General features: G+C 50.6%; 32 protein-coding genes. All 32 read left to right on the top strand.

The window, feature by feature from the left end; all coding sequences use genetic code 11:
• Positions 1-283 precede the first annotated feature (283 nt).
• The 32 genes from rplJ (at position 284) to rpsM (ending at position 26198) form a co-directional block, all read left to right on the top strand.
• Positions 284-814 carry a 50S ribosomal protein L10 gene (rplJ, locus tag CFK45_RS16235; protein WP_096087505.1) on the top strand — a complete coding sequence of 177 codons (531 nt, stop codon included), beginning with the start codon at positions 284-286 and terminating at the stop codon, positions 812-814.
• A 45-nt stretch (positions 815-859) separates the two neighbouring features.
• Complete coding sequence (rplL, locus tag CFK45_RS16230) at positions 860-1240, top strand: 50S ribosomal protein L7/L12 (protein WP_096087504.1); 381 nt, start codon at positions 860-862, stop codon at positions 1238-1240.
• A 277-nt stretch (positions 1241-1517) separates the two neighbouring features.
• Positions 1518-5585, top strand: coding sequence for a DNA-directed RNA polymerase subunit beta (gene rpoB, locus CFK45_RS16225; protein ID WP_096087503.1), 4068 nt, complete (start codon positions 1518-1520; stop codon positions 5583-5585).
• Positions 5586-5662: 77 nt separating this feature from the next.
• Positions 5663-9880: a DNA-directed RNA polymerase subunit beta' gene (rpoC, locus tag CFK45_RS16220; protein WP_096087502.1), complete on the top strand. Its 4218-nt coding sequence runs from the start codon at positions 5663-5665 to the stop codon at positions 9878-9880.
• Between the two features lie 202 nt (positions 9881-10082).
• Positions 10083-10454: a 30S ribosomal protein S12 gene (gene rpsL, locus CFK45_RS16215; protein ID WP_096087501.1), complete on the top strand. Its 372-nt coding sequence runs from the start codon at positions 10083-10085 to the stop codon at positions 10452-10454.
• A 79-nt stretch (positions 10455-10533) separates the two neighbouring features.
• Positions 10534-11004: a 30S ribosomal protein S7 gene (gene rpsG, locus CFK45_RS16210; RefSeq protein ID WP_096087500.1), complete on the top strand. Its 471-nt coding sequence runs from the start codon at positions 10534-10536 to the stop codon at positions 11002-11004.
• A 138-nt stretch (positions 11005-11142) separates the two neighbouring features.
• The gene (gene fusA / locus CFK45_RS16205) at positions 11143-13245 is read left to right on the top strand and encodes an elongation factor G (RefSeq protein WP_096087499.1); all 2103 of its coding nucleotides are present in this window, start codon (positions 11143-11145) and stop codon (positions 13243-13245) included.
• A 99-nt stretch (positions 13246-13344) separates the two neighbouring features.
• Positions 13345-14568, top strand: a complete 1224-nt coding sequence (gene tuf, locus CFK45_RS16200) for an elongation factor Tu (protein WP_096087498.1) — start codon at positions 13345-13347, stop codon at positions 14566-14568.
• Between the two features lie 215 nt (positions 14569-14783).
• On the top strand, positions 14784-15095 hold the full coding sequence (rpsJ, locus tag CFK45_RS16195; RefSeq protein WP_096087497.1) for a 30S ribosomal protein S10: 312 nt from the start codon (positions 14784-14786) through the stop codon (positions 15093-15095).
• Positions 15096-15181: 86 nt separating this feature from the next.
• A complete protein-coding gene (gene rplC, locus CFK45_RS16190; RefSeq protein ID WP_096087496.1) occupies positions 15182-15823 on the top strand; it encodes a 50S ribosomal protein L3 in 642 nt (213 codons plus the stop codon).
• A 38-nt stretch (positions 15824-15861) separates the two neighbouring features.
• Positions 15862-16476, top strand: coding sequence for a 50S ribosomal protein L4 (rplD, locus tag CFK45_RS16185; RefSeq protein ID WP_096087495.1), 615 nt, complete (start codon positions 15862-15864; stop codon positions 16474-16476).
• The gene (rplW, locus tag CFK45_RS16180; RefSeq protein WP_096087494.1) at positions 16473-16769 is read left to right on the top strand and encodes a 50S ribosomal protein L23; all 297 of its coding nucleotides are present in this window, start codon (positions 16473-16475) and stop codon (positions 16767-16769) included. Before rplD ends, rplW begins: the two co-directional genes overlap by 4 nt.
• An 11-nt stretch (positions 16770-16780) precedes the next feature.
• Positions 16781-17608 (top strand): 50S ribosomal protein L2, encoded by an 828-nt coding sequence (gene rplB / locus CFK45_RS16175; RefSeq protein ID WP_096087493.1) that lies wholly within the window; start codon positions 16781-16783, stop codon positions 17606-17608.
• Between the two features lie 33 nt (positions 17609-17641).
• Complete coding sequence (gene rpsS / locus CFK45_RS16170; RefSeq protein WP_096087492.1) at positions 17642-17917, top strand: 30S ribosomal protein S19; 276 nt, start codon at positions 17642-17644, stop codon at positions 17915-17917.
• A gap of 21 nt (positions 17918-17938) precedes the next feature.
• The gene (rplV, locus tag CFK45_RS16165; protein WP_096087491.1) at positions 17939-18268 is read left to right on the top strand and encodes a 50S ribosomal protein L22; all 330 of its coding nucleotides are present in this window, start codon (positions 17939-17941) and stop codon (positions 18266-18268) included.
• A 13-nt stretch (positions 18269-18281) separates the two neighbouring features.
• Positions 18282-18962, top strand: a complete 681-nt coding sequence (rpsC, locus tag CFK45_RS16160; protein WP_096087490.1) for a 30S ribosomal protein S3 — start codon at positions 18282-18284, stop codon at positions 18960-18962.
• 60 nt (positions 18963-19022) lie between these two features.
• Positions 19023-19436: a 50S ribosomal protein L16 gene (gene rplP / locus CFK45_RS16155; RefSeq protein WP_096087489.1), complete on the top strand. Its 414-nt coding sequence runs from the start codon at positions 19023-19025 to the stop codon at positions 19434-19436.
• Complete coding sequence (rpmC, locus tag CFK45_RS16150; protein ID WP_096087488.1) at positions 19436-19627, top strand: 50S ribosomal protein L29; 192 nt, start codon at positions 19436-19438, stop codon at positions 19625-19627. Before rplP ends, rpmC begins: the two co-directional genes overlap by 1 nt.
• 2 nt (positions 19628-19629) lie before the next feature.
• The gene (rpsQ, locus tag CFK45_RS16145; RefSeq protein ID WP_096087487.1) at positions 19630-19896 is read left to right on the top strand and encodes a 30S ribosomal protein S17; all 267 of its coding nucleotides are present in this window, start codon (positions 19630-19632) and stop codon (positions 19894-19896) included.
• Positions 19897-19926: 30 nt separating this feature from the next.
• The gene (gene rplN / locus CFK45_RS16140; protein WP_096087486.1) at positions 19927-20295 is read left to right on the top strand and encodes a 50S ribosomal protein L14; all 369 of its coding nucleotides are present in this window, start codon (positions 19927-19929) and stop codon (positions 20293-20295) included.
• Positions 20296-20322: 27 nt separating this feature from the next.
• Positions 20323-20640, top strand: a complete 318-nt coding sequence (gene rplX, locus CFK45_RS16135; protein ID WP_096087485.1) for a 50S ribosomal protein L24 — start codon at positions 20323-20325, stop codon at positions 20638-20640.
• Between the two features lie 42 nt (positions 20641-20682).
• Positions 20683-21222, top strand: a complete 540-nt coding sequence (rplE, locus tag CFK45_RS16130; protein WP_096087484.1) for a 50S ribosomal protein L5 — start codon at positions 20683-20685, stop codon at positions 21220-21222.
• A 12-nt stretch (positions 21223-21234) separates the two neighbouring features.
• Positions 21235-21540, top strand: coding sequence for a 30S ribosomal protein S14 (rpsN, locus tag CFK45_RS16125; RefSeq protein ID WP_096087483.1), 306 nt, complete (start codon positions 21235-21237; stop codon positions 21538-21540).
• A 26-nt stretch (positions 21541-21566) separates the two neighbouring features.
• Positions 21567-21959 (top strand): 30S ribosomal protein S8, encoded by a 393-nt coding sequence (gene rpsH, locus CFK45_RS16120; RefSeq protein ID WP_096087482.1) that lies wholly within the window; start codon positions 21567-21569, stop codon positions 21957-21959.
• Between the two features lie 30 nt (positions 21960-21989).
• On the top strand, positions 21990-22523 hold the full coding sequence (gene rplF / locus CFK45_RS16115; RefSeq protein WP_096087481.1) for a 50S ribosomal protein L6: 534 nt from the start codon (positions 21990-21992) through the stop codon (positions 22521-22523).
• 20 nt (positions 22524-22543) lie between these two features.
• Positions 22544-22894, top strand: a complete 351-nt coding sequence (gene rplR, locus CFK45_RS16110) for a 50S ribosomal protein L18 (RefSeq protein WP_096087480.1) — start codon at positions 22544-22546, stop codon at positions 22892-22894.
• A gap of 10 nt (positions 22895-22904) precedes the next feature.
• A complete protein-coding gene (rpsE, locus tag CFK45_RS16105) occupies positions 22905-23414 on the top strand; it encodes a 30S ribosomal protein S5 (RefSeq protein WP_096087479.1) in 510 nt (169 codons plus the stop codon).
• 41 nt (positions 23415-23455) lie between these two features.
• Complete coding sequence (gene rpmD / locus CFK45_RS16100) at positions 23456-23641, top strand: 50S ribosomal protein L30 (protein ID WP_096087478.1); 186 nt, start codon at positions 23456-23458, stop codon at positions 23639-23641.
• A 1-nt stretch (position 23642) separates the two neighbouring features.
• Positions 23643-24077, top strand: coding sequence for a 50S ribosomal protein L15 (gene rplO / locus CFK45_RS16095; protein WP_096087477.1), 435 nt, complete (start codon positions 23643-23645; stop codon positions 24075-24077).
• A gap of 38 nt (positions 24078-24115) precedes the next feature.
• Complete coding sequence (secY, locus tag CFK45_RS16090) at positions 24116-25453, top strand: preprotein translocase subunit SecY (RefSeq protein WP_096087476.1); 1338 nt, start codon at positions 24116-24118, stop codon at positions 25451-25453.
• A gap of 100 nt (positions 25454-25553) precedes the next feature.
• Positions 25554-25670, top strand: a complete 117-nt coding sequence (gene rpmJ, locus CFK45_RS16085) for a 50S ribosomal protein L36 (protein WP_096087475.1) — start codon at positions 25554-25556, stop codon at positions 25668-25670.
• Positions 25671-25841: 171 nt separating this feature from the next.
• Positions 25842-26198, top strand: a complete 357-nt coding sequence (gene rpsM, locus CFK45_RS16080; protein ID WP_096087474.1) for a 30S ribosomal protein S13 — start codon at positions 25842-25844, stop codon at positions 26196-26198.

The raw sequence follows: 26198 nt of genomic DNA, 5'->3' as shown, positions 1-26198 counted from the left end.
CTTGGCGAATGAATAAGTTTTCCAGGAGAAAACTTTTTCTTAAAAAGAACTTTGTGGTCTGTGTGAGCTGAGTTTTGCACACGGGCCGTCAAAGACCGTAGGCGCTTTAGAGACTGTATTCTGCCTTAATGAGGCAAGTGTCGAAGAAGCTTAAAAGGATCAGCCTACGCAGACGGTGTGACCCAATCCAGAATTAGATTGATGGATCTGATCACCGCTTAAATGGTTAGTCCGGCAATGGTGCCAGACTATCTTAACCTTCAAATCCAGGAGATTTATTAAAATGGCTATTGGACTTGAAGATAAAAAAGCGATTGTTGCTGACGTTAATGAAACAGCGGCCAATGCTCTGTCTTTGGTTGTAGCTGATGCCCGCGGTGTAACCGCTGGCGCCATGGATTCCCTGCGCAAGCAGGCCCGTGAGAATAACGTAAGCCTGCGTGTTGTTCGCAACACTCTGGCTAAGCGTGCGATGCAAGGCACCGAGTTTGAATGTCTTAATGACCAACTCGTTGGCCCGAGCATCTTTGGTTTCTCAATGGAAGATCCAGGTGCAGCTGCGCGTCTGTTCAAAGACTTCGCTAAAGAGCAAGAAAAGTTTGAAGTTAAAGCCCTGTCTGTTGGTGGTAAAGCACTCGATGCTAGCCAGCTCGACGTATTGGCGAAACTGCCTACTTTGGAACAGGCTCTTGGCCAGCTGGCTTCTGTCATGATTGCCCCAGTTACCAAACTGGTTCGCACCTTCAACGAAGTACCTACCAAGGTTACTCGTGTTGTTGCTGCGGTTCGCGATCAGAAACAAGACGCCGCTTAATAGCGCTTTTTTTATTTTTAATAGTTTTTAACCGGAGATTGAGAAATGGCTCTGTCAAAAGAAGATATCTTGAATGCAATTGCTGAAATGAGCGTAATGGAAGTTGTTGAGCTCGTTGAAGCAATGGAAGAAAAGTTCGGCGTTTCTGCTGCCGCTGCTGTTGCCGTTGCTGGCCCAGCTGCTGGTGGTGACGCTGGTGCCGCTGCTGAAGAACAAACTGAGTTCGACGTTGTTCTGACTGCTGCTGGTGACAAGAAAGTTAACGTCATCAAAGCTGTACGTGAAATCACTGGTCTTGGCCTGAAAGAAGCCAAGGGCATGGTTGACGGGGCACCTGCTTCTGTTAAAGAAGGCGTTTCTAAAGAAGACGCTGAAGAAGCTAAAGCTAAGCTGGAAGCAGCAGGCGCTTCTGTCGAGCTTAAGTAAGTTGCTTCAAAGGCGCTACTCGCCTTTAAGCGAGGGCTGGCGGACCGATGGTTCGCCGGCCCTTTTGTGCTTGTAGGAAATCATTCTACAGACAAGCAAATTAGCAGTGGTACGCATTCTGATGCCGCTGCAAAGGTTGGCCACGGAGTTGGCTGATTGCCCCGCTCAGGGGAATGTTGCCGCTTGACGGCAATGTGAGAAATGGGGCCGCCGCGACGCTGATAAATAATGCTGCGTCGGGCAACCATCCTTAAACAAGCTGAGGAATACCACGCGAATGGCTTACTCGTATACAGAAAAAAAGCGTATCCGTAAGGATTTTGGCAAGCTGCCACACGTCATGGACATCCCGCATCTGCTGGCGATTCAGTTGGACTCTTACCGACAGTTCGCCCAAGCAGGTAAGGCCGATAATGAAAGAAAAGATATCGGTCTGCAAGCGGCATTTAAGTCAGTATTCCCTATTAGCTCTTACTCTGGCAGCGCCGCGCTTGAGTACGTGAGCTACAGCCTCGGCAAGCCCGTATTTGACGAAAAAGAGTGCATGCTGCGCGGCGCTACCTTTGCTGTGCCGCTGCGCGTAAAAGTTCGTCTGATTATTTACGATAAAGAGTCCTCGACCAAAGCGATCAAGGATATTAAAGAGCAAGAAGTGTACATGGGTGAAATTCCACTCATGACCGACCACGGCACCTTTATTATTAACGGTACCGAGCGTGTAATTGTCAGCCAGTTGCACCGTTCACCGGGCGTATTTTTTGAGCACGACAAAGGTAAGACTCACAGCTCCGGTAAATTGCTCTACAGCGCGCGCGTTATTCCTTACCGTGGTTCATGGCTCGACTTTGAGTTTGATCCTAAGGATCTTGTTTACGTACGTATCGACCGCCGCCGTAAACTGCCAGCGACTATTTTGTTGCGCGCGCTGGGTTACAGCAACGAGCAGATTCTCGACATGTTCTTCGAGACCTCGACCTTTGAAATCGGTGAAGAGATCAAGCTCGAGCTTGTACCTGCACGTTTGCGCGGCGAAATTGCCAGCTTCGATATCAAAGACGGCGAAGGCAATGTTGTGGTTGAAGAGGGCCGCAGGGTTACTGCGCGCCATATTGGCAAGCTCGAAAAAGCCGGTGTTAGCCAGTTGGTTGTGCCAGCTGACTACATCCTGGGGCTGAGCATAGCCAAAGATATCGTCAACACCGATACCGGTGAAGTCGTACTCGAGTGTAATACCGAGATCACCGAAGAGGTTATCGAAACTCTGCGCGAAGCAAATGTCTCCGGTATCGAGACGCTGTACACCAACGATCTCGACTGCGGTTCGTTTGTTTCCGACACCTTGCGTATTGACCCAAGCCGCACCGAGCTTGAGGCGCTGGTGGAAATCTACCGCATGATGCGCCCCGGTGAGCCGCCGACAAAAGAAAGTGCTGAAGCCCTGTTTGAGAACTTGTTCTTCTCTTACGAGCGTTACGATTTAAGCGCCGTTGGCCGCATGAAGTTCAACCGTCGCTTAGGTCGTGAGGAAGAGACCGGCGAAGGTATTCTCTCTCGAGAAGACATCGTTGATGTACTGAAAACATTAATTTCCATCCGCAACGGTGACGGCACCGTCGATGATATCGACCACCTCGGTAACCGCCGTGTGCGCTCCGTTGGTGAAATGGCCGAGAACCAATTCCGCGTAGGTCTGGTTCGTGTAGAGCGCGCTGTTAAAGAGCGTTTGAGCATGGCTGAATCAGAAGGCCTGATGCCTCAGGATCTGATCAATGCCAAGCCTGTTGCCGCTGCAGTTAAAGAGTTCTTCGGTTCATCTCAGCTGTCTCAATTTATGGATCAGAACAACCCGCTGTCTGAGGTAACTCACAAGCGTCGTGTTTCTGCTCTCGGCCCCGGTGGTCTGACGCGTGAGCGCGCCGGCTTTGAGGTTCGCGATGTTCACTCAACTCACTACGGTCGCGTATGTCCAATTGAGACCCCTGAAGGTCCAAACATTGGTCTGATTAACTCACTGGCAACCTATGCCCGCACCAACAGCTACGGCTTCCTCGAAAGCCCGGTGCGCAAAGTTGTCGACGGTAAAGTTACCGACGAGATCGAATACTTAAGTGCTATTAACGAAGCCCATTTCGTAATTGCACAGGCGTCTGCCACCATTGACGACAATGGTATGTTGAGCGACGAGCTGGTCAGCTCGCGTCACATGGGCGAATTTACCTTAAAGACCCCGGCCGATGTTGAATATATGGACGTCAGCCCGCGCCAGGTTGTATCGGTTGCGGCCTCATTGATTCCGTTCCTCGAGCACGATGATGCGAACCGCGCATTGATGGGCTCGAACATGCAGCGTCAGGCTGTACCTACCCTGAAAGCGCAGAAACCTCTGGTTGGTACCGGTATGGAGCGCACCGTTGCGCGCGATTCCGGCGTCTGTGAGGTTGCTAAGCGCGGCGGTACGGTTGAGCGTGTTGACGCCGGCCGCATTGTTATCAAGGTAAGTGATGAAGAAGTTGACGCCGGCGAAGCGGGTGTTGATATCTACAACTTGACCAAGTACACCCGTTCGAACCAGAACACCTGTATTAACCAGCGCCCACTGGTGCGTGTTGGCGATACGATTGCCCGCGGTGACATCCTCGCCGATGGCCCGTCGGTTGACTTAGGTGAGCTGGCGCTCGGCCAGAACATGCGTATCGCGTTTATGACCTGGAATGGTTATAACTTCGAGGATTCCATCCTCGTTAGCGAAAATGTCGTTCAGGAAGATCGTTTTACCTCTATTCACATTCAAGAGCTGACTTGTATCGCACGTGATACCAAGCTCGGCAGTGAAGAGATCACCGCAGATATTCCCAATGTTGGCGAAGGCGCGCTGTCTAAACTTGACGAAAGCGGCATTGTTTATGTCGGTGCTGAAGTGATCGCCGGTGACATCCTGGTCGGTAAGGTTACGCCTAAAGGTGAGACCCAGCTGACTCCGGAAGAAAAACTGCTGCGCGCAATTTTTGGTGAGAAAGCCTCCGATGTTAAAGACACGTCGCTGCGTGTGCCTTCAAGTGTTAAAGGTACAGTAATCGACGTACAGGTCTTTACTCGCGATGGACTGGAAAAAGATCAGCGCTCTAAAGAAATCGAAGAGATGATGCTCGACGAGGTTCGCAAAGACCTCAACGAAGAGTTCCGCATCATCGAAGAGGCCACCTTTGAGCGCCTCAAGCGCGCTCTGGTTGGCCAGACCGCAGCCAATAACAGCGGCGTTAAGAAAGGCGCAGAAGTGACTGCCGAGCAGCTCGAAGCTTTGGCTCTGAGTGATTGGTTCAAGATCCGCATGGCCGACGATGCGCTCAATGAGCAGCTCGACCTGGCCGAAGAGCACCTGGCTGAGAGCCGCAAAGAGCTCGACGCGCGCCTCGAAGACAAGCGTAAAAAGCTTGAAACCGGCGATGACTTGGCGCCTGGCGTACTTAAGATTGTCAAGGTTTACCTCGCGATCAAACGTCGTATTCAGCCCGGTGACAAGATGGCGGGCCGCCACGGTAACAAGGGTGTTATCTCGACCATTGTGCCGGTTGAAGATATGCCTTACGACGAGCACGGCCGTCCTATCGACATCGTTTTAAACCCACTGGGTGTACCGTCGCGAATGAACGTTGGTCAGGTGCTTGAAATGCACTTGGGCTTAGCGGCTAAAGGTCTCGGTGAAAAGATCGATACCATGGTCAAAGAGCAGCGTGAAATCGCTGAGCTTCGCAAGTTCCTCGCCGAGGTTTACAACCACAGCGACGAAGTTAAAGTTGAGCAGCTCGACAGCTTCAGCGATGACGAAATTCGCGAGTTGGCAGCGAATTTGCGCGCGGGTGTACCGATGGCGACACCGGTATTTGACGGCGCCAAAGAGAGTGAAATTAAAGAGCTGCTGAAGCTGGCCGATCTGCCAGAAAGTGGCCAGATGACACTCTTTGATGGCCGTACGGGCGACGCATTTATGCGCCCGACTACCGTCGGTTACATGTATATGCTGAAACTGAATCACCTGGTTGATGACAAGATGCACGCCCGTTCTACCGGTTCGTACTCACTTGTTACTCAGCAGCCTCTGGGCGGTAAAGCTCAGTTTGGTGGTCAGCGATTCGGTGAGATGGAGGTTTGGGCCCTCGAAGCATACGGTGCGGCGTACACGCTGCAGGAAATGCTCACAGTTAAGTCGGATGACGTTGCTGGACGTACAAAAATGTACAAAAACGTTGTCGACGGTGATCACCGTATGGAGCCTGGTATGCCGGAATCCTTTAACGTACTTGTTAAAGAGATCCGCTCCCTGGGCATCAATATCGAACTCGAATAATCCAAACACCAAATTAAGGGTGGGTTGTCAGCTTTATGCGGCAACCCAATAGACAGCGATAAGCTGGAGGAAAAGCCTTGAAAGACTTACTGAATCTTATTAAAAACCAGGGTCAGACGATGGAGTTCGATGGTATCCGCATCGGCCTGGCCTCCCCGGAAATGATCCGTTCCTGGTCTTTTGGTGAAGTTAAAAAGCCAGAAACCATTAACTACCGCACCTTCAAGCCCGAGCGCGACGGCTTGTTCTGTGCCAAGATTTTTGGCCCGGTAAAAGATTACGAGTGCCTGTGCGGTAAGTACAAGCGCATGAAGCACCGCGGCATTATCTGTGAAAAATGTGGTGTTGAAGTAACCCTGACCAAAGTTCGCCGCGACCGCATGGGTCACATCGAGCTGGCCAGCCCGGTTGCGCATATCTGGTTTTTGAAATCTCTGCCAAGCCGCATCGGTTTGTTGCTCGACATGACTCTGCGCTCAATCGAGCGTGTGCTGTATTTTGAAAGCTATGTTGTCACCGAGCCGGGTATGACTACACTCGAGCGCGGCCAGTTGCTGACCGACGAACAGTACTACGAGGCGATGGAAGAGTTTGGCGACGAGTTTGAAGCCAAGATGGGCGCCGAAGCAATCGAAGCGCTGATCTCTGATATTCACCTTGAAAGTGAAGTTCAGCGCCTGCGTGAAGAGATTCCGCAAACCAATTCTGAAACCAAGATCAAAAAGCTGAGCAAGCGTCTGAAGCTGCTTGAAGCGTTTTACCAAAGTGGCAATAAGCCAGAGTGGATGATTCTTGAGGTACTGCCTGTACTTCCACCTGATCTGCGCCCACTGGTTCCTCTCGACGGCGGTCGTTTTGCGACTTCAGACTTGAACGATCTCTACCGTCGTGTAATCAACCGCAACAACCGTTTGAAGCGTCTTCTGGACCTGAACGCTCCTGACATCATCGTGCGCAACGAAAAGCGTATGTTGCAAGAATCTGTTGATGCGCTACTCGATAACGGCCGTCGCGGTCGTGCGATCACCGGCTCCAACAAGCGTCCTCTGAAATCACTTGCCGACATGATTAAAGGTAAGCAGGGTCGTTTCCGTCAGAACCTGCTCGGTAAGCGTGTTGACTACTCTGGCCGTACCGTAATTGTATCCGGTCCTGAGCTGCGCCTGCACCAGTGTGGTCTGCCTAAGAAGATGGCCCTCGAGCTGTTTAAGCCGTTTATCTTCTCCAAGCTTGAGCACCGTGGCCTTGCGACCACCATTAAAGCTGCGAAGAAAATGGTTGAGCGCGAAGAGCCCATCGTATGGGACATCCTCGACGAAGTTATTCGCGAGCACCCGGTACTGCTCAACCGCGCACCAACGCTTCACCGTCTCGGTATCCAGGCGTTTGAGCCTGTACTGATTGAAGGTAAAGCACTGCAGTTGCACCCACTGGTTTGTGCCGCGTATAACGCTGACTTCGATGGTGACCAGATGGCTGTTCACGTTCCTTTGACGCTGGAAGCCCAGCTCGAAGCGCGTGCGCTGATGATGTCGACCAACAACATCCTTTCACCTGCCTCCGGTGAGCCTATCATCGTTCCTTCTCAGGACGTTGTACTCGGCTTGTACTGGATGAGCCGCGAGCGTGTAAACGACCTCGGTGAAGGCATGATGTTCTCCGACGCCAACGAAGTCAGCCGAGCTTATTACGGTGGCAAGGTTGGCCTGCAGGCAAAAATTAAATGTCGCATTACCGAATACGCCATTCGCGAAGACGGTGAAAAAGATAAAATCACCCGTGTGGTCGATACCACGGTCGGTCGTGTACTGTTCTCTGAGATCGTGCCCGAAGGCATTCCATTTGACCTGGTCAACAAAAACCTGGTTAAAAAGGCGATCTCCAACCTGATCAACTTCTGTTACCGTCAGGTAGGCCTGAAAGAAACGGTTATTTTTGCCGATCAGCTGATGTACATGGGTTACGCGTTCTCGACCAAGTCGGGTTCGTCCATCGGTGTCAACGACTTTGAAATCCCGGTTGAGAAAGCAGGCATTATCGACAGCGCCGAAGCCGAAGTAAAAGACATCGAGAGTCAGTTCTCTTCCGGTCTTGTGACCGCTGGTGAAAAATACAACAAGGTTATCGACATCTGGTCGCGTGCAAACGACCTGGTAACCAAGTCGATGATGGAAGGCATCTCAAAAGAGCCCGTCAAGACCAAAGACGGCGAAGACAGTGAGCAAGCCTCGTTTAACTCGGTGTTTATGTATGCCGATTCCGGTGCGCGTGGTTCACAAGCCCAGATTCGTCAGCTCGCCGGTATGCGTGGTCTGATGGCTCGTCCGGACGGCTCAATTATCGAGACCCCAATTATCGCGAACTTCCGTGAAGGTCTGAACGTACTGCAGTACTTCATCTCTACTCACGGTGCTCGTAAAGGTTTGGCCGATACCGCACTGAAAACGGCGAACTCCGGTTACCTGACCCGTCGTCTGGTAGACGTTGCTCAGGACGTTGTTGTTACTTCTGTAGACTGTGGCACCGACTCTGGTATGACCATGACACCTGTGATCGAAGGTGGTGACATCATCGAATCACTCGGTGATCGTATCCTCGGTCGTGTTGTGGCTCGCGACATCGTTAAGCCGGACAGCGACGAGATTTTGATACCTGCCGGTACACTGATCGACGAAGCCTGGGTTGAGCGCTTTGAAGCGATGGCTATCGATGAGGTTATCGTTCGCTCACCGGTAACCTGTGAGGCCAAATACGGTATTTGTTCCCAGTGTTACGGTCGCGATCTGGCCCGTGGTCACCGCGTTAACCAAGGTGAAGCTGTCGGTGTTATCGCCGCTCAGTCCATTGGTGAGCCGGGTACCCAGCTTACAATGCGTACCTTCCACATCGGTGGTGCGGCATCACGAGCGTCTGCCGCCGACAGTGTTGAGGTTCGCCAAGACGGTACCGTTCGTCTGCACAACATCAAAACCGTTACCCGTGCGGACGGCTGCTTAGTAGCGGTTAGTCGTAGTGGTGAATTGAGTGTTGCCGATAGCGCCGGTCGTGAGCGCGAGCGTTATAAGCTGCCTTACGGTGCTGTTATTAGCGTGCAGGACGGTCAGGAAGTTACTGGCGGCTCCGTTGTTGCTAAGTGGGATCCGCACACCCACCCAATCGTATCTGAAGTGGACGGTAAGGTTGCCCTGACGGGCGCCGAAGACGGCCTGTCTGTACGTAAGCAAACAGACGAGCTGACTGGTTTGAGCTCGCTGGAAGTTATGGACAGCGGTGAGCGTCCATCTGCTGGTAAAGATCTGAAGCCTGCGGTAACGCTGGTTGATGAAAACGGCAATGAAGTGACCTTGGGTAATACCAAGCAGCCAGCTCACTACCTGCTGCCGCCTAAAGCGATCTTAATGCTCAGCGACGGTGACGACATTAAAATTGGTGACGTTATTGCGCGTATTCCTCAGGAAGGCTCGAAGACCCGTGATATTACCGGTGGTCTGCCGCGTGTTGCCGATTTGTTTGAAGCGCGTAAGCCTAAAGAGCCAAGCATTCTTGCGGAAATCTCAGGTATCGTCAGCTTTGGTAAAGAAACCAAAGGCAAGCGCCGCTTGGTGATTACCCCGGCCGATGGTCAACCGCTGGCCGACGGCAGCACCCACTACGAAGTTCTGATTCCCAAGCACCGTCAGTTGACCGTGTTTGAAGGTGAGACCGTAACTAAGGGTGAAGTTGTATCGGAAGGCCCGAGCAACCCGCACGATATTCTGCGCCTGAAGGGTGTTGAAGCGCTTACTAACTATATCGTTAACGAGATCCAGGATGTTTACCGCCTCCAGGGTGTAAAAATTAACGATAAGCACATTGAAGTTATTGTGCGTCAGATGCTGCGCAAGGCCGAAGTTACCTCTATGGGTGACAGTGACTTTGTTAAAGGTGAGCAGGTTGAATACGCCCGCATGCTGGAGGCAAATGAAAAACTGCGCGCTGAAGGTAATGCCCCGGCTAACTACGAGCGCCAGTTGCTCGGTATTACCAAGGCGTCCCTGGCGACCGAGAGCTTTATTTCTGCGGCTTCGTTCCAGGAGACAACCCGCGTATTGACCGAGGCGGCGGTAACTGGTCGTATCGATAATCTGCGCGGTCTGAAAGAAAACGTGGTTGTCGGGCGTCTGATTCCTGCCGGTACTGGTTTGGCTTATCACAACGAGCGCCGCTCGAAAGCTGAGACTCAGGTCAGCAGTGACACAGTCAGTGCCGAGGAAATCGAGCACGCACTCACGGAAGCACTTAAGTCCAGCAACTAAAGCTGGATTTAAGTCTTCGACTTTGTTTTCAGCTAAGCACCGCCATCGCAAGCCTGCGTTACTGGTGCTTAGTTGACTCAATTGGGCAGCATCTATACAATGCGCCACCCGATTTGCCCCGGCTAGCCGTTTTTAGCCAGCCTGGTCGTTCGGTAAACCTTTGAAAACCGCCTCTAACGAGGCTCATTGGAGTAATTAATCAATGGCAACGATCAATCAGTTGGTCCGTAAGCCGCGCAAACGTGTTGCGAAAAAAAGCACCGTACCTGCGTTGGAGGCTTGCCCTCAGCGTCGTGGTGTTTGTACTCGCGTTTACACTACTACCCCTAAGAAGCCAAACTCGGCTTTGCGTAAGGTGTGTCGTGTACGTTTGACAAGTGGTTTTGAAGTCACCTCCTACATCGGTGGTGAAGGTCACAACCTGCAAGAGCACAGTGTTGTTCTGATTCGCGGTGGACGTGTGAAGGATTTGCCTGGTGTACGTTACCACACTGTACGCGGTTCTCTGGATACCTCAGGTGTTGCAGACCGTCGTCAGCGTCGTTCTAAGTACGGTGCCAAGCGTCCTAAGTAAACAAATTTTATTTCAGTAAGGCCGAGCAAGTTCACCTCGAGTGAAACGTCTCGGAGTAACCTGAATAGAGAGAGCAATTATGCCTAGAAGAAGAGTTGTCGCGAAACGCGAAATTCTGCCAGATCCGAAGTTTAACAACGTCACTCTGGCCAAGTTCATGAACCACGTAATGATCAGTGGTAAAAAATCTGTAGCTGAGCGTATCGTTTACGGTGCCCTCGACATCGTTGCAGAAAAAGCAGACAAAGAAGCTCTGGAAATCTTCGCCGAAGCGCTTGAGAACGTAGCGCCTCTGGTGGAAGTTAAGTCTCGCCGTGTTGGTGGTGCGACTTACCAGGTGCCTGTTGAAGTTCGCCCTTCACGTCGCGAAGCTCTGGCCATGCGTTGGTTGGTTGAATACGCTCGCGGTCGCGGTGAAAAGTCCATGGCTCAGCGCCTGGCGGGTGAGCTGATCGACGCTAGCCAAAGCAAAGGCAGTGCGGTTAAGAAAAGAGAAGATGTGCACCGTATGGCAGAAGCCAACAAGGCCTTCTCTCACTTCCGCTTCTAATACAATTTATTGTATTGGTACTAAAAGGCAGCCTCCGGGCTGCCTTTTATGGTTTTAACGAACAGAAATTTCACAGCTTTGTCATCAACGCCGGGTAGAGCATTTGCGCGGCATTGGGCAAAAACTAAGGAAAATACCGTGGCCCGTAAGACTCCCATATCCCGCTATCGCAATATTGGTATCTGTGCTCATGTCGACGCAGGTAAGACCACCACTACCGAGCGAGTGCTGTTTTATACCGGCTTGTCTCACAAAATTGGTGAGGTGCACGACGGTGCGGCAACGATGGATTGGATGGAGCAGGAGCAAGAGCGCGGTATTACCATTACCTCGGCGGCGACGACGTGTTTTTGGTCGGGCATGCAAAAACAGTTTGATCAGCACCGCATTAATATTATTGATACGCCGGGGCACGTTGATTTCACCATTGAGGTAGAGCGCTCTTTGCGTGTGCTCGATGCAGCGGTTGTTGTGCTTTGTGGCTCTTCCGGTGTTCAGCCGCAGACCGAAACTGTGTGGCGCCAAGCCAACAAATACGAAGTTCCGCGCATGGTCTTTGTCAACAAGATGGACAGGGCCGGCGCGGATTTTTTAAGTGTGGTTGAGCAGTTAAAAGATCGCCTCGGTGCGAACCCTGTGCCCCTGCAAATGACTATTGGTGCAGAAGATGAATTTAAAGGTGTGGTCGACCTGATTAAACAAAAAGCCATCCTCTGGAATGAGGATGATATGGGCATGACGTTCGAGTACGCCGATATTCCGGCGGATATGGCCGACGAATGTGAGTTGTTGTACGAGCAGTTGGTCGAAGCAGCTGCTGAGTCCAGCGATGAGCTGATGGAAAGGTACCTTGAAGAGGGAGAGCTCAGCGAAGAAGAGATTAAAGCCGGTATTCGCCAGCGCACAATTAACAACGAAATTGTGCCTGTGCTCGGCGGTTCCGCATTTAAAAACAAGGGTGTTCAGGCTGTGCTTGATGCCGTTGTTGAATACCTGCCGTCGCCGACTGAGGTTAAGGCAATCGAAGGTCATCTCGAAGGCAGTGAAGAAATAGAGGCGCGTGAAGCTGACGACAGCGCGCCGTTTTCTGCGCTCGCATTTAAAATTGCCACGGACCCTTACGTAGGCACCTTGACCTTCTTCCGTGTTTACTCCGGCAAACTCGAATCGGGCAGCGCGGTATATAACTCCGTTAAAGGTAAAAAAGAGCGCATCGGCCGTATGGTGCAAATGCACTCCAATAGCCGCGAGGATATTAAAGAGGTGCTGGCTGGTGATATCGCTGCGGCCATTGGCCTTAAGGATGTCACTACGGGCGACACCCTCTGTGCTGAAAATGGCAAGATTGTGCTCGAGCGTATGGATTTCCCTGAGCCAGTTATCTCGGTTGCGGTTGAGCCTAAAACTCAGGCCGACCAGGAAAAAATGGGTATTGCACTCGGCAAGCTGGCGCAGGAAGACCCGAGTTTTAAAGTCAAAACCGACGAAGAAACAGGGCAGACCATTATTTCGGGTATGGGTGAATTGCACCTGGATATTCTGGTCGATCGCATGCGTCGCGAATTCAGCGTCGAGGCAAATATCGGCAAGCCGCAAGTGGCTTATCGCGAGCGTATTACCGCGGTTAGTGAAATCGAAGGTAAGTTTGTTCGCCAAAGTGGCGGCAAAGGGCAGTACGGTCATGTTTGGTTGAAGTTTGAGCCCGCCGAAGATCCAAATGCCGAAGGTCTCGAGTTTGTAAATGAAATTGTTGGTGGTGCGGTACCGAAAGATTTTATTCCTGCAGTGCAAAAAGGTATCGAGGGACAGATGGATAACGGCGTACTTGCCGGCTTTCCTTTGCTCGGTTTGAAGGCAACTTTATACGATGGCTCTTTTCACGATGTTGACTCTAATGAAATGGCCTTTAAGATTGCTGCTTCGATGGCGACCAAGAAGCTAGCCGACGAAGGCAGTGCGGTGTTGCTTGAGCCAATGATGAAAGTTGAAGTAGTTACGCCTGAAGAAAATATGGGTGATGTAGTTGGTGATTTAAATCGTCGCCGGGGCATCATTCACGGTATGGATGAAAATCCATCGGGTAAGGTTGTCGACGCTGAAGTGCCGCTTGCGGAAATGTTTGGTTACGCCACAGATTTGCGCTCTGCTACTCAAGGTAGGGCAACCTTTACGATGGAGTTTGAGCGCTACGCCGAAGCGCCGGCGAATGTTGCCGAAGATATTATTGGTCGGCACGGCTAAGCCTGTGTTGCTCGATGGGTTAATTTTTATTTAATAGGTTTTATTTGAGCTCAGCCGAACAAACGTGGGGCTGACTTGTTTACTTAAAGGAGAGCTGTAATGGCTAAAGAAACTTTTGAACGTACGAAACCCCACGTCAACGTGGGTACCATCGGTCACGTTGACCATGGTAAAACTACCCTGACTGCTGCACTGACTCGTGTTTGTGCTGAAGTGTGGGGCGGTGAGCTGAAGAACTTTGATGAGATCGATAACGCTCCAGAAGAGCGCGAGCGCGGTATCACCATCGCTACTTCTCACGTAGAGTACGATTCACCAAGCCGTCACTACGCCCACGTAGACTGCCCGGGTCACGCCGACTACGTTAAAAACATGATTACCGGTGCTGCTCAGATGGATGGCGCTATCCTGGTTTGTGGCGCGACCGACGGTCCTATGCCTCAGACTCGCGAGCACATCCTGCTGTCTCGCCAGGTTGGTGTTCCTTACATCGTTGTATTCCTGAACAAAGCTGACCTGCTTGCAGAAGACTGTGGCGGCGTTGACTCTGAAGAATACGCTGAGATGCTCGAGCTGGTAGACATGGAAATCCGTGATCTGCTGAGCACTTACGAATTCCCTGGCGACGACACGCCAATTATCGCCGGTTCTGCTCTGATGGCTCTGAATGGCCAGGACGACAACGAGCTCGGTACTTCTGCTGTTAAGAAGCTGGTTGAGACTCTCGACGAGTACATCCCTGAGCCAGAGCGTGCTATTGATCAGCCGTTCCTGATGCCAATTGAAGACGTATTCTCGATCTCTGGTCGTGGTACTGTTGTTACCGGTCGTGTTGAGCGCGGCATCATCAACGTTGGTAACGAAATCGAAATTGTCGGTATCAAAGAAACTCAAACCACTACTTGTACTGGTGTTGAGATGTTCCGCAAGCTGCTCGACGAAGGTCGTGCAGGTGAGAACGTTGGTGTGCTTCTGCGTGGTACCAAGCGTGACGAAGTTGAGCGTGGTCAGGTTCTGGCTATCCCAGGTTCAATCACTCCTCACACCAAGTTTGAAGGCGAAGTTTACGTGCTGTCTAAAGATGAAGGCGGTCGTCACACTCCTTTCTTTAAAGGTTACCGTCCTCAGTTCTACTTCCGTACTACTGACGTAACGGGTGCTTGTGAGCTGCCAGAAGGCGTTGAAATGGTAATGCCTGGCGACAACATTCAAATGTCTGTTGAGCTGATCGCGCCTATCGCGATGGAAGAGGGGCTGCGTTTTGCTATCCGTGAGGGTGGCCGTACCGTAGGTGCGGGTGTTGTAGCTAAGATCATCGCTTAAGCATCGTTTTTGTGCTTGTTTAAAAGGGCTGCCCGCAAGGGTGGCCCTTTTTATTTGTCCTTTGCGGTCGCTTTGTTCGCTTTGTTGTATTTCTATACAAAATGCGCTTGACAGTATCCGGTCAGGTCAATAGAATGCGCGCTCATTTCGCCCCGGGCTCATTTGTTTGGCCTCGAAGGCGATTGTTCTTTAAAGAATTTTGGAGTTTAGCTTAGATGCAAAATCAGCGTATCAGAATCCGTCTGAAAGCCTTTGATCACAAGTTGATTGACGCTTCCACTCAGGAAATTGTAGATACTGCCAAGCGCACCGGTGCTCAGGTTCGTGGCCCGATCCCACTGCCTACCCGTAAAGAGCGCTACACAGTGTTGATTTCGCCTCATGTAAACAAAGATGCGCGCGATCAATACGAGATTCGCACGTACAAGCGTCTGCTGGACATTGTCGAGCCAACTGAAAAAACAGTTGATGCTCTGATGAAGCTCGATCTGGCAGCGGGTGTAGAGGTTCAAATTAGTCTGGGCTAAATTCCGTGGTGTAACGCTCTGAAATGGGCGGCCATAGCGGGTCCCGGGTTAATGGGGGAAAGCCCCGTACACGAAGAGGTTAAAAGATGACTATCGGTTTAGTCGGTCGCAAAAGCGGCATGACACGTGTTTTTACTGACGAAGGTCAGTCTATCCCTGTAACGGTTATTGAAGTAGAAGCTAACCGTGTTACACAAGTTAAGACTGTAGATTCAGACGGCTATGAAGCTGTTCAGGTTACCGTTGGTGCTCGTCGCGCCAGTCGTGTAGTTAAGCCTGCAGCAGGTCACTTCGCTAAGGCGGAGCAAGAGGCTGGTCGTGGTCTTTGGGAATTCCGCAACGAAGCGGGTGAGGCCATCGAAGTTGGTGCGGCTCTCACTGTTGAGCGTTTCGAAGCTGGTCAAAAAGTTGATGTTACTGGTGCCTCTAAAGGTAAAGGTTTTGCCGGTGGTGTTAAGCGTTGGAACTTCCACATGCAAGACGCTACTCACGGTAACTCAATTTCTCACCGTGCTCCTGGTTCTATCGGTCAGTGTCAAACACCTGGTCGTGTGTTTAAAGGCAAGAAGATGGCCGGCCACATGGGTGCGGAGCGTTCAACTGTTCAGAATCTTGAGGTTGTTCGCGTAGATGCAGAGCGTGGCTTACTGCTTGTTAAAGGTGCTGTTCCTGGTGCACCTGGTGGTGACGTAATTGTGCGTCCTGCTGTCAAGCTGAAAAACGCCTAAGTCGGCTCACTAAAGATTTCGTGTTCTAGGAGTTAACCATGGAACTCAACATTACTACTCCGCAGGGTCAAAAAGGTACAGTTGCAGTATCTGACGAAGCCTTCGGTAAAGAGTTTAATCAAGACCTCGTGCATCAGGCCGTAGTTGCCTATGCGGCGGGTGCTCGTCAGGGTAGCAAGGCGCAAAAGTCTCGCTCTGATGTGAGCGGCGGTGGCAAAAAGCCATGGCGTCAAAAAGGTACTGGTCGCGCTCGTGCCGGTACTATTCGTAGCCCATTGTGGCGCAGCGGTGGTGTGACTTTTGCCGCTTCTCCACGTGACTACAGTCAAAAGCTGAATAAGAAAATGTACCGCGCCGCTTTGCGCAGTATTTTCTCTGAGTTGGCTCGTTCTGAGCGTTTGGTTGTTGTGGAAGACTTCGCTGTTGAAGCCCCTAAAACCAAAGCTCTGGTTCAAAAGCTGGCTGACTACGATCTGAGTGATGTGCTGATTGTTGTTGAAGATGTTCAAGAGAATCTGTACCTCGCTGCGCGCAACCTGCACCGCGTTGATGTTCGCGATATTCAGGGCGTTGATCCAGTAAGTCTGGTTGGTTTTGACAAGGTGTTGGTCACTGTTGCCGCCCTTAAGAAGCTTGAGGAGGCTTTGGCATGAGTGAAGCGCGTTTATACAAAGTAATTCTTGCGCCTGTGATCTCTGAGAAAACTACCCGTGTAGCTGAGTTGGCTAACCAGGTTGTTTTTAAAGTAATTAAAGATGCAACTAAAGACGAAATTCGTGCAGCCGTTGAGAAAGTGTTTGATGTCAAAGTTGAACAGGTTCGCGTGCTGAACGTCAAAGGTAAGACCAAGCGTACTCGTTTTGGTCTCGGTCGCCGCAGCGACTGGAAAAAAGCTTACGTCAGCTTGGCCGAAGGTCAAGAAATCGACTTTGCGATCGCTGAGTAAGGAGAAGAGAAGTGGCTATTGTAAAACGTAAACCTACGTCTCCCGGTCGCCGTTTTGTTGTAGATGTTGTTAATGCTGATCTGCACAAAGGCGCGCCTTACGGCCCTCTTCTGGACAGTGCTCCAAAGAGCGGTGGTCGTAACAACCTGGGTCGTATCACTACTCGTCACCGCGGTGGTGGTCACAAACAGCGTTACCGTGTTGTTGACTTTAAGCGCAACAAAGATGGTATCCCAGCCAAGGTTGAACGCATTGAGTACGATCCAAATCGTACCGCGCACATTGCTTTGATTTGCTACCTCGATGGTGAGCGTCGCTACATTATCGCCCCTAAGGGTTTGAAGTCTGGCGACACCATTGTTAGCGGCGACGCTGCTGACATTAAAGTGGGCAATACTCTGCCGCTGCGCAACGTGCCAGTTGGTAGCACTGTTCACTGTGTTGAGTTGAAGCCTGGCAAAGGCGCTCAGTTGGCTCGCTCTGCGGGTACTTCTGTACAGCTGGTTGCTCGCGAAGGCCGCCATGCAACCCTGCGTTTGCGCAGTGGTGAAATGCGACGTGTTCTTGCTGACTGTCGTGCAACCCTCGGTGAGGTGAGCAACAGCGAACACAGCCTGCGTTCACTGGGTAAAGCTGGTGCTACGCGCTGGCGTGGTATTCGCCCAACCGTTCGCGGTGTTGCGATGAACCCGGTAGATCACCCGCACGGTGGTGGTGAAGGTCGTACTTCTGGTGGCCGTCATCCGGTATCACCTTGGGGTACACCGGCTAAGGGTTATAAGACTCGTAAGAACAAGCGTACCGATAAGATGATCGTACGCCGTCGAAACAAAAAGTAAGCGTCTTACGCTAAAGGTTAAGAGGGTATTCTAGTGCCACGTTCGCTGAAAAAAGGTCCGTTTATTGACCATCACCTGCTGGCTAAAGTTGAAGTCGCAGCTGAAAAAAACGATCGTCGTCCAATTAAAACTTGGTCACGTCGATCCATGATTCTCCCAAACATGGTTGGCCTGACGATTTCTGTTCATAACGGCCGTCAGCATGTGCCTGTACTTGTCTCGGAAGAGATGGTCGGTCACAAACTGGGTGAGTTTGCCCCAACCCGCACTTATCGCGGACACGTGGCTGATAAAAAAGCCAAGCGTTAATAGTTAATTCGGAGTAGAACGATGGAAGTAGCAGCAGTATTACGCGGCGCTCGATTGTCGGCTCAAAAAGCACGCCTGGTTGCAGACCAAGTTCGCGGTAAGCCTGTTGAAGAGGCGCTGGATATTCTTACTTTCAGCACTAAAAAAGGCGCACAACTGGTTAAGAAAGTGCTTGAGTCAGCAATTGCCAACGCCGAGCACAACGAAGGTGCGGATGTTGATGAGCTGAAAGTATCAACCATTTTTGTTGATGAAGGCTTCACTATGAAGCGTATTCAGCCTCGTGCAAAAGGGCGCGCAGATCGTATTTTGAAGCGCACTTGTCACATTACTGTGAAAGTAGCGGAATAAGAGAGAGCGACTTATGGGTCAGAAAGTACATCCTACAGGTATTCGTCTCGGCATTGTTAAGCGTCATCGCTCAACTTGGTATGCCGGTAAGAAAGAGTACGCAGACAAACTCAATACAGACTTAAAAGTTCGTGAGTTTGTTGAAAAGAAACTCGCTCACGCTTCTGTAAGCCGTATTGATATCGAGCGTCCTGCCAACACTGCTCGTGTGACAATTCACACTGCACGCCCTGGCATCGTTATCGGTAAAAAAGGTGAAGATGTTGAAAAGCTGCGCGCGGAAATCTCTAAAGAGATGGGCGTACCGGTTCACATCAATATCGAAGAAATTCGCAAGCCTGATCTCGACGCAGCTTTGGTTGCCCAGAGCGTAGCTCAGCAGCTCGAGCGTCGTGTTATGTTCCGCCGCGCTATGAAGCGCGCTGTACAAAATGCCATGCGTCAAGGCGCTCAAGGTGTGAAAGTTCAGGTTGGCGGTCGTCTCGGCGGTGCGGAGATTGCTCGTACTGAGTGGTATCGCGAAGGTCGTGTTCCTCTTCATACGCTGCGTGCTGATATCGACTACGCAACTGCAGAAGGTCTAACTACTTACGGCATCATCGGTGTCAAAGTTTGGATCTTCAAAGGTGAAGTCATCGGCGGTGTTGAAGAGCAAGAGCCTGCCAAGCAGCCAAAGAAAAAATCTAAAAAGTAAGCTGAAAATTTAATTTTCAGGCGAATAAGATTTAAAGAATTGAGAAAGGGTTAGCCAACAATGTTGCAGCCAAAACGTACAAAATTCAGAAAACAGCAGACGGGACGTAACCGTGGTTTAGCACTGCGTGGCTCGAAAGTTAGTTTTGGTGAATATGGACTTAAAGCCGTTGCCCGTGGTCGTATTACTGCGCGTCAAATTGAAGCGGCTCGTCGTGCCATGACTCGTCACATTAAACGTGGCGGTAAAATTTGGATCCGCGTCTTTCCTGACAAGCCAATTACTGAGAAGCCTCTCGAGGTTCGTCAAGGTAAAGGTAAGGGTAACGTTGAATACTGGGTATGCCAGATTCAGCCGGGTCGTGTACTTTACGAAATGGAAGGTGTTAGCGAAGAGCTGGCTCGCGAAGCGTTTGCACTGGCTGCAGCTAAGATTCCTTTCAAAACTACTTTTGTTAAACGGACGGTAATGTAATGAGCGAAAAAAATTACAGCGAAATGACCGTTGAAGAGCTGAAGGCTGAAGAGCTTTCTCTGCTGGAGTCTCAGTTTAAACTGCGCATGCAGAAGAACACTGGCCAGCTGAATCAAACGCACCTGCTTAAGCAAACGCGTCGTGATATCGCTCGAGTTAAAACCGCACTTAGTCAAAAGGCAGGTAACTAACAATGACTGAAGCGAAGAAATTGGTCCGTACGCTTAAAGGCCAGGTAGTTAGCAACAAGATGGACAAGTCCATCGTTGTTAAGATCGAGCGCAAAGTTAAGCACCCTGTTTACGGCAAGTATGTACTTAAGTCTTCAAAATTGAAGGCTCATGACGAAAACAACGATTGCAACATCGGCGATACTGTAACCATCGCTGAAACCCGTCCTCTGTCTAAGACAAAGTCATGGGCTCTGCAGTCTATCGACGAGCGCGCTAAAGAAATTTAACGCCGCCGCAAGACATTTGGAGAGACAGTAATGATTCAAACAGAAAGCTATCTCGATGTTGCTGATAACAGCGGTGCACGTCGTGTTATGTGTATCAAAGTGCTCGGTGGTTCTCACCGTCGCTACGCTCGTATTGGTGACATTATTAAAGTGACTGTTAAGGAAGCAATTCCTCGCGGTCGAGTTAAGAAAGGTCAAGTAATGAACGCTGTCGTCGTACGTACCAAAAAAGGTATTCGTCGTCAGGACGGTTCTCTGATTCGTTTCGACCAAAACGCTGCAGTTCTGCTTAACACCCAGGACGCGCCGATTGGCACTCGTATCTTCGGCCCCGTAACGCGTGAGCTTCGCTCTGAGAAGTTCATGAAGATTATTTCTCTGGCACCTGAGGTGCTGTAAGCATCTACAGTCGAGAGGAAAGAGTTTATGCAAAAGTTAAAGAAAAACGACGAAGTCATTGTTATCACCGGTCGTGATAAAGGTAAGCGTGGCAAGATTAATCGTGTTCTCTCTGACGGTCGTCTGATCGTTGGCGGTGTACAGATGATCAAAAAACACCAAAAGCCTAACCCACAACTGGGTGTGCAAGGTGGCATCGTTGAGAAAGAAGCGCCAATTGACGCCTCTAACGTAGCGATCTACAACTCATCAGCTCAAAAAGCTGACAAAGTTGCGATCAAAACTTTGGAAGACGGCAAAAAGATCCGCGTATTTAAATCAAATGGCGAGGCGGTAGACGGCTAAGACCGATCGCTTCGTGTTCGATAATTAAGCAGAGTAAAAAACATGGCCCGCTTAAGAGAGTTTTACACTAACGAAGTTGTAGCAAAGCTGAAAGAAGAGCTGAAGCTAGACAACGTTATGGAAGTGCCCAAGATCACCAAAATCACCATCAACATGGGTGTTGGTGAAGCTTTGGCAGACAAAAAAGTATTAGAGAATGCAACAGCTGACCTGGAAAAGATTGCCGGTCAAAAACCTGTCGTGACCAAAGCGCGTAAATCTATCGCGGGCTTTAAAGTTCGTGAAGGCTGGCCCATCGGTACCAAAGTTACTCTGCGTCAAGAGAAAATGTACGAGTTTTTGGATCGTCTGATTAACATCTCGATCCCTCGTGTTCGCGACTTCCGCGGTATTAGCCCCAAGCAATTTGACGGTCGCGGTAACTTCTCTATGGGTGTGACCGAGCAGATCATTTTCCCTGAGATCGATTACGACAAAGTCGACAAGCTGCGCGGTTTAGATATTTGCATCACCACGACCGCTCGCAACGACGAAGAAGGTCGTGCGCTGTTGAAAGCATTTAACTTCCCATTCAAAGGCTAGGGTAGAAATAACATGGCTAAGAAATCAATGATCGCTCGCGAAGCAAAACGTGCTAAGGCCGTTGATAAATTCGCTGCAAAACGCGCTGAATTGAAAGCGATTATCGCAAACCCTGAGTCTACTGAAGATGATGTTTGGGATGCGGTAATTAAACTGCAAAAGCTGCCTCGTAACTCCAGCCCGAGCCGTGGTCAGCGTCGTTGTCGTGTAACAGGTCGTCCACATGCGGTTTACCGCAAGTTTGGCCTGTGTCGCAACAAGCTGCGTGAAGCAGCGATGCGCGGTGACGTTCCTGGTTTGGTTAAAGCCAGCTGGTAATTGGGCAAGTAAGAGGAGTATAGAAAATGAGTATGCAAGATACCGTTGCAGATATGCTGACTCGTATTCGCAATGCCCAAATGGTTGGCAAGGCGGACGTGGTCATACCTTCATCAAATCTGAAAGCCGAAATCGCTCGCGTTTTGACTGAAGAAGGTTACGTTGGTGGTTTCAGCGTTGCAGGTGAAGTTAAAAAAGAACTGACTGTTGAGTTGAAGTATTTTGATGGCAAGCCTGTTATTGCCGAACTTCAGCGCAGCAGCCGCCCAGGTCTTCGCAACTATGTAAGCTCTAACGAGCTGCCTAGTGTGCGCGGTGGCCTCGGCGTAGCGATCGTTTCAACCTCTAAAGGTGTTATGACCGATCGCGCTGCACGCAGTGCAGGTATTGGTGGCGAAGTTCTCTGCACCGTATTCTAATTTAACGAGTTAAAGATTTAGGAAACAGCAATGTCACGTGTAGCTAACGCCCCGGTTGAACTGCCTGCTGCAGTAAAAATCGACCTGAAAGGGCAAGACTTACAGGTTTCCGGCAAGAACGGCAAATTGAGCCTGGTTGTTCACGAGCAAGTTAACGTTGAACAAGAAGATAAAGTGCTGAAGTTCGCAGCTGCTAATAACAGCAAAGAAGCTAAAGCACTGGCCGGCACCACTCGTGCACTGGTTAACAACATGGTTATCGGTGTCGAGAAAGGTTTTGAAAAGAAATTGATTTTGAACGGTGTTGGTTACCGTGCAAAAGCCTCTGGTAAAACAGTCAATATGGCCTTGGGTCTTTCCCACCCTGTTGACTACAACTTGCCAGAAGGTGTTACTGCCGAAACACCAAGCCAAACCGAAATCGTATTGAAGAGTGCTGACAAGCAACTTCTTGGTCAAGTAGCCGCGGAAATTCGCGCTTACCGTGAGCCAGAGCCTTATAAAGGCAAAGGTATTCGTTACTCGGATGAATACGTCCGCCGTAAAGAAGCTAAGAAGAAGTAAGGTCTGACAGGTAAACGATTATGAACGACAAGAAAGCATCAAGACTCCGTCGCGCTCGTCGCTCGCGCGCGAAGATTCGTGAGTTGAAAATTGCACGTCTGTGCGTTAACCGCACTCCTCGCCACATCTATGCTCAGATCATTGACGGCGAAGGCGCTAAAGTTTTGGCGACTGCATCAACCGTAGAAAAAGATCTGAAAGCGGGCGCCACCGGCAACGCCGATGCCGCGTCTAAAGTAGGTGCTCTGATTGCAGAGCGCGCTAAAGCTGCCGGTGTTGAAAAAGTTGCGTTTGACCGCAGCGGTTTTAAATTCCACGGCCGTGTTAAAGCTCTGGCTGACGCTGCGCGCGAAGCTGGTTTAGATTTCTAAGGGTAACGTTATGTCTCAACAAAATAACCGTGATGACGCCAATGCAGAAGGTTTCCGCGAGAAGCTGGTTCAGGTTAACCGCGTTGCCAAAACTGTAAAAGGTGGTCGTATCTTCGGCTTTACCGCGCTGACTGTTGTCGGTGATGGTGAAGGTCGTGTTGGCTTCGGTCGCGGCAAGGCGCGTGAAGTGCCTATCGCTATCCAGAAGGCAATGGAAAATGCTCGTCGTAACATGATCTCTGTTGAGCTGGACGGTGACACCATCCAGTACCCAACTAAAGGTCGCCACGGTGCCTCCAAGGTTTACATGCAGCCAGCGTCACAAGGTACTGGTGTTATTGCCGGTGGTGCAATGCGTGCAGTTCTTGAAATGGCCGGTGTACAAAACGTACTGGGCAAATGTTACGGCTCTACTAACCCCGTTAACGTGGTTCGCGCGACTTTTGAAGCGCTGCGCTCCATGGCTTCTCCTGAGCAAGTTGCAGCCAAACGCGGTAAGTCTGTAGAAGAAATTCGATAATTCATGCGGCGGCGTTCGCGCCGCGCATCTGGTGAATTACCATGGCAAAGAAAACAGTAAAAGTTACTCAAATTAAAAGCACCGCCGGTCGCCTGAAAGCACACATTGCGTGCGTTAAGGGTCTGGGCCTGCGTCGTATCGGTCACACCGTTGAAGTAGAAGATACGCCTTCAACTCGTGGCATGATTAACAAAGCATACTACTTGCTTCAGGTTGAGGGTGAATAAGATGCGTCTGAATACTTTAAGTCCTGCGCCTGGTCGCGTTAAAGAAGGCAAGCGCGTAGGTCGCGGTATCGGTTCCGGTCTCGGTAAGACTGCCGGTCGCGGTCACAAAGGTCAAAAATCTCGTTCCGGCGGCAGTGTTAAGCCCGGCTTCGAGGGTGGTCAAATGCCTTTGCAGAAGCGTCTGCCCAAGTACGGCTTCACTAGCCGTGTTGGCCGCGTAACTGCTGAGATTCGCACTGCTGAGTTGAACAACGTCGGCGGCGACGTGATCGATCTGGAGGCTTTAAAGTCAGCCGGTTTGATCAGCGCTGGTATTAAGCGCGCCAAAGTTTTCCTTTCTGGTGACGTTAGTAAAGCTGTAACCGTTAAAGGTTTGGCTGTGACCAAAGGCGCCCGTGCAGCAATTGAAGCTGCTGGCGGTAAAATCGAAGAGTAAGCGTTACTCCGACACTAAGGCAGCTAAGAGAGAAAGATATGGCACAGCCAGGTGGTTTACCTCTAGCGAATCAAAAAGGATTAGGCGAGCTCTGGGCTCGCCTTAAGTTTTTATTGCTCGCTATTTTTATCTATCGCGTAGGTACGCACATTCCCGTTCCTGGCATAGATCCAGAGCGCGTCGCGCAGCTGTTTGAACAAAACTCAGGCACTATCCTTGGCATGGTTAATATGTTCTCGGGTGGTGCTTTTGAGCGTATGAGTATTCTCGCTCTGGGTATCATGCCCTACATCTCTGCATCGATTATTATGCAGATGATGAGTGCAGTGACGCCGTCGCTCGAAGCGTTGAAAAAAGAAGGCGAAGCAGGGCGCCGCAAAATTAGCCAGTATACGCGCTGGTTAACGGTTGTTCTGGCTCTGGTTCAGGCTGCTGTTACTGTTGCCGGTATGGCCGGGAGTGGTTTTGCCTACGCCGGTCTGCACCCGATGAGTTTTTATGTCATCGCCGTGACCTCGCTGGTAACCGGTGCCGTATTTATGATGTGGCTCGGTGAGCAAATTACTGAGCGCGGTGTTGGCAACGGTATTTCGATGTTGATCTTTGCCGGTATTGTCGCGGGCTTGCCCAGCGCTGTCGGTCAAGCTTTCGAAAGTACCCGTCAGGGCGATCTTCACCCGCTGATGCTGTTGGCACTTGGTTTTGCTGCAACCGCCATTGTTTGGTTTGTGGTGCGTATGGAACGCGGTCAGCGCCGTATTACCATCCAATACGCTCGCAAGCAGGTTGGTCGCCAGGGGCACGTCGCGCAAAATACCAGCCACTTGCCGCTGAAGATTAATATGGCCGGTGTTATCCCGGTAATCTTTGCCTCGTCCATCCTGTTGTTCCCAGCTTCTATCGCGCAGTGGAGCGGCAACGCCAGCGAAGGTAAAACCGGTGAGATCTTACAAGACATTGCTCTGATGATTGGGCCCGGACAACCGCTTAACTATGTGATCTTTGCAGTATTGATTATCGCCTTCTGCTTTATCTATACCGCGATGATCTACAACCCCAAAGAAGTTGCCGACAACCTTAAAAAAGGTGGTGCCTACATTCCCGGTATTCGTCCCGGTGAGCAGAGTGCGCGTTATATCGACAACATTCTTACGCGACTGACTGTGGTGGGTTCACTGTACATTGCCGGTGTTGCTCTGTTGCCCCAGATTCTTATCTACAGCGCAGATATCCCGGTACTGCTTGGCGGTACCTCACTGTTGATTGTCGTTGTGGTTGTAATGGACTTTATGGCGCAGATTCAGAGCCACCTGATGAGTCATCAATATGACTCAGTGATGAAAAAGGCCAACCTGCAAAGTTACGGTCGCCGTTAATTCGCTATAAACGGTCAAGAGCAAGGCTCAATTGAGTTTTGCTCTTGACTTTTTTTTCGCCGTGGATAAAATCCACGGCCTTTCATGTAGAGGTAAGACGATGAAAGTTCGTGCATCTGTAAAAAAAGTATGCCGTAACTGCAAAATCGTGCGTCGCAAAGGTACTGTTCGCGTTATCTGCAGTGCTGAGCCACGTCACAAGCAGCGTCAAGGCTAATTGCTTTTGGGCGTGGACTTAGGGTCCTGGCCTTTTATCCCTTACTGGGCTAATAAACTCACGGTGTTGACTGTCGTTCGACAATTGTCGGGCTAATCCAAAAGTGGTCTATAGCGCAAGCGCGACGACTGCTGTTAACACTGAAACATATCTAAAATTGGAGTGCTTTTAATGGCTCGTATCGCTGGGGTCAATATTCCTGACAACAAGCATGCCGTCATCTCCCTGACCTATGTATATGGGGTTGGTCGCACCACTGCTCAGCAGATCTGTGCTGCCGTTGGCATCGAAGAATCTACTAAAATCGGTTCTATCGACGAAGCAAAAATGGACGAAATCCGCGCTGAAGTTGCAAAACTCACCGTGGAAGGCGACCTGCGTCGTGAAATTTCCATGAACATCAAGCGTTTGATGGACTTAGGCTGCTACCGTGGTCTGCGTCACCGTCGTAACCTTCCGCTTCGTGGTCAACGTACCAAGACTAATGCGCGCACGCGCAAAGGTCCTCGTAAACCGATTAAGAAGTAA

The sequence above is a fragment of the Agaribacterium haliotis genome (genome assembly GCF_002312815.1).
In the GTDB taxonomy this organism is placed as follows: domain Bacteria; phylum Pseudomonadota; class Gammaproteobacteria; order Pseudomonadales; family Cellvibrionaceae; genus Agaribacterium; species Agaribacterium haliotis.
Note: the sequence above shows the minus strand (reverse complement) of the source record. Positions and strands in the feature narration are given on the sequence as shown.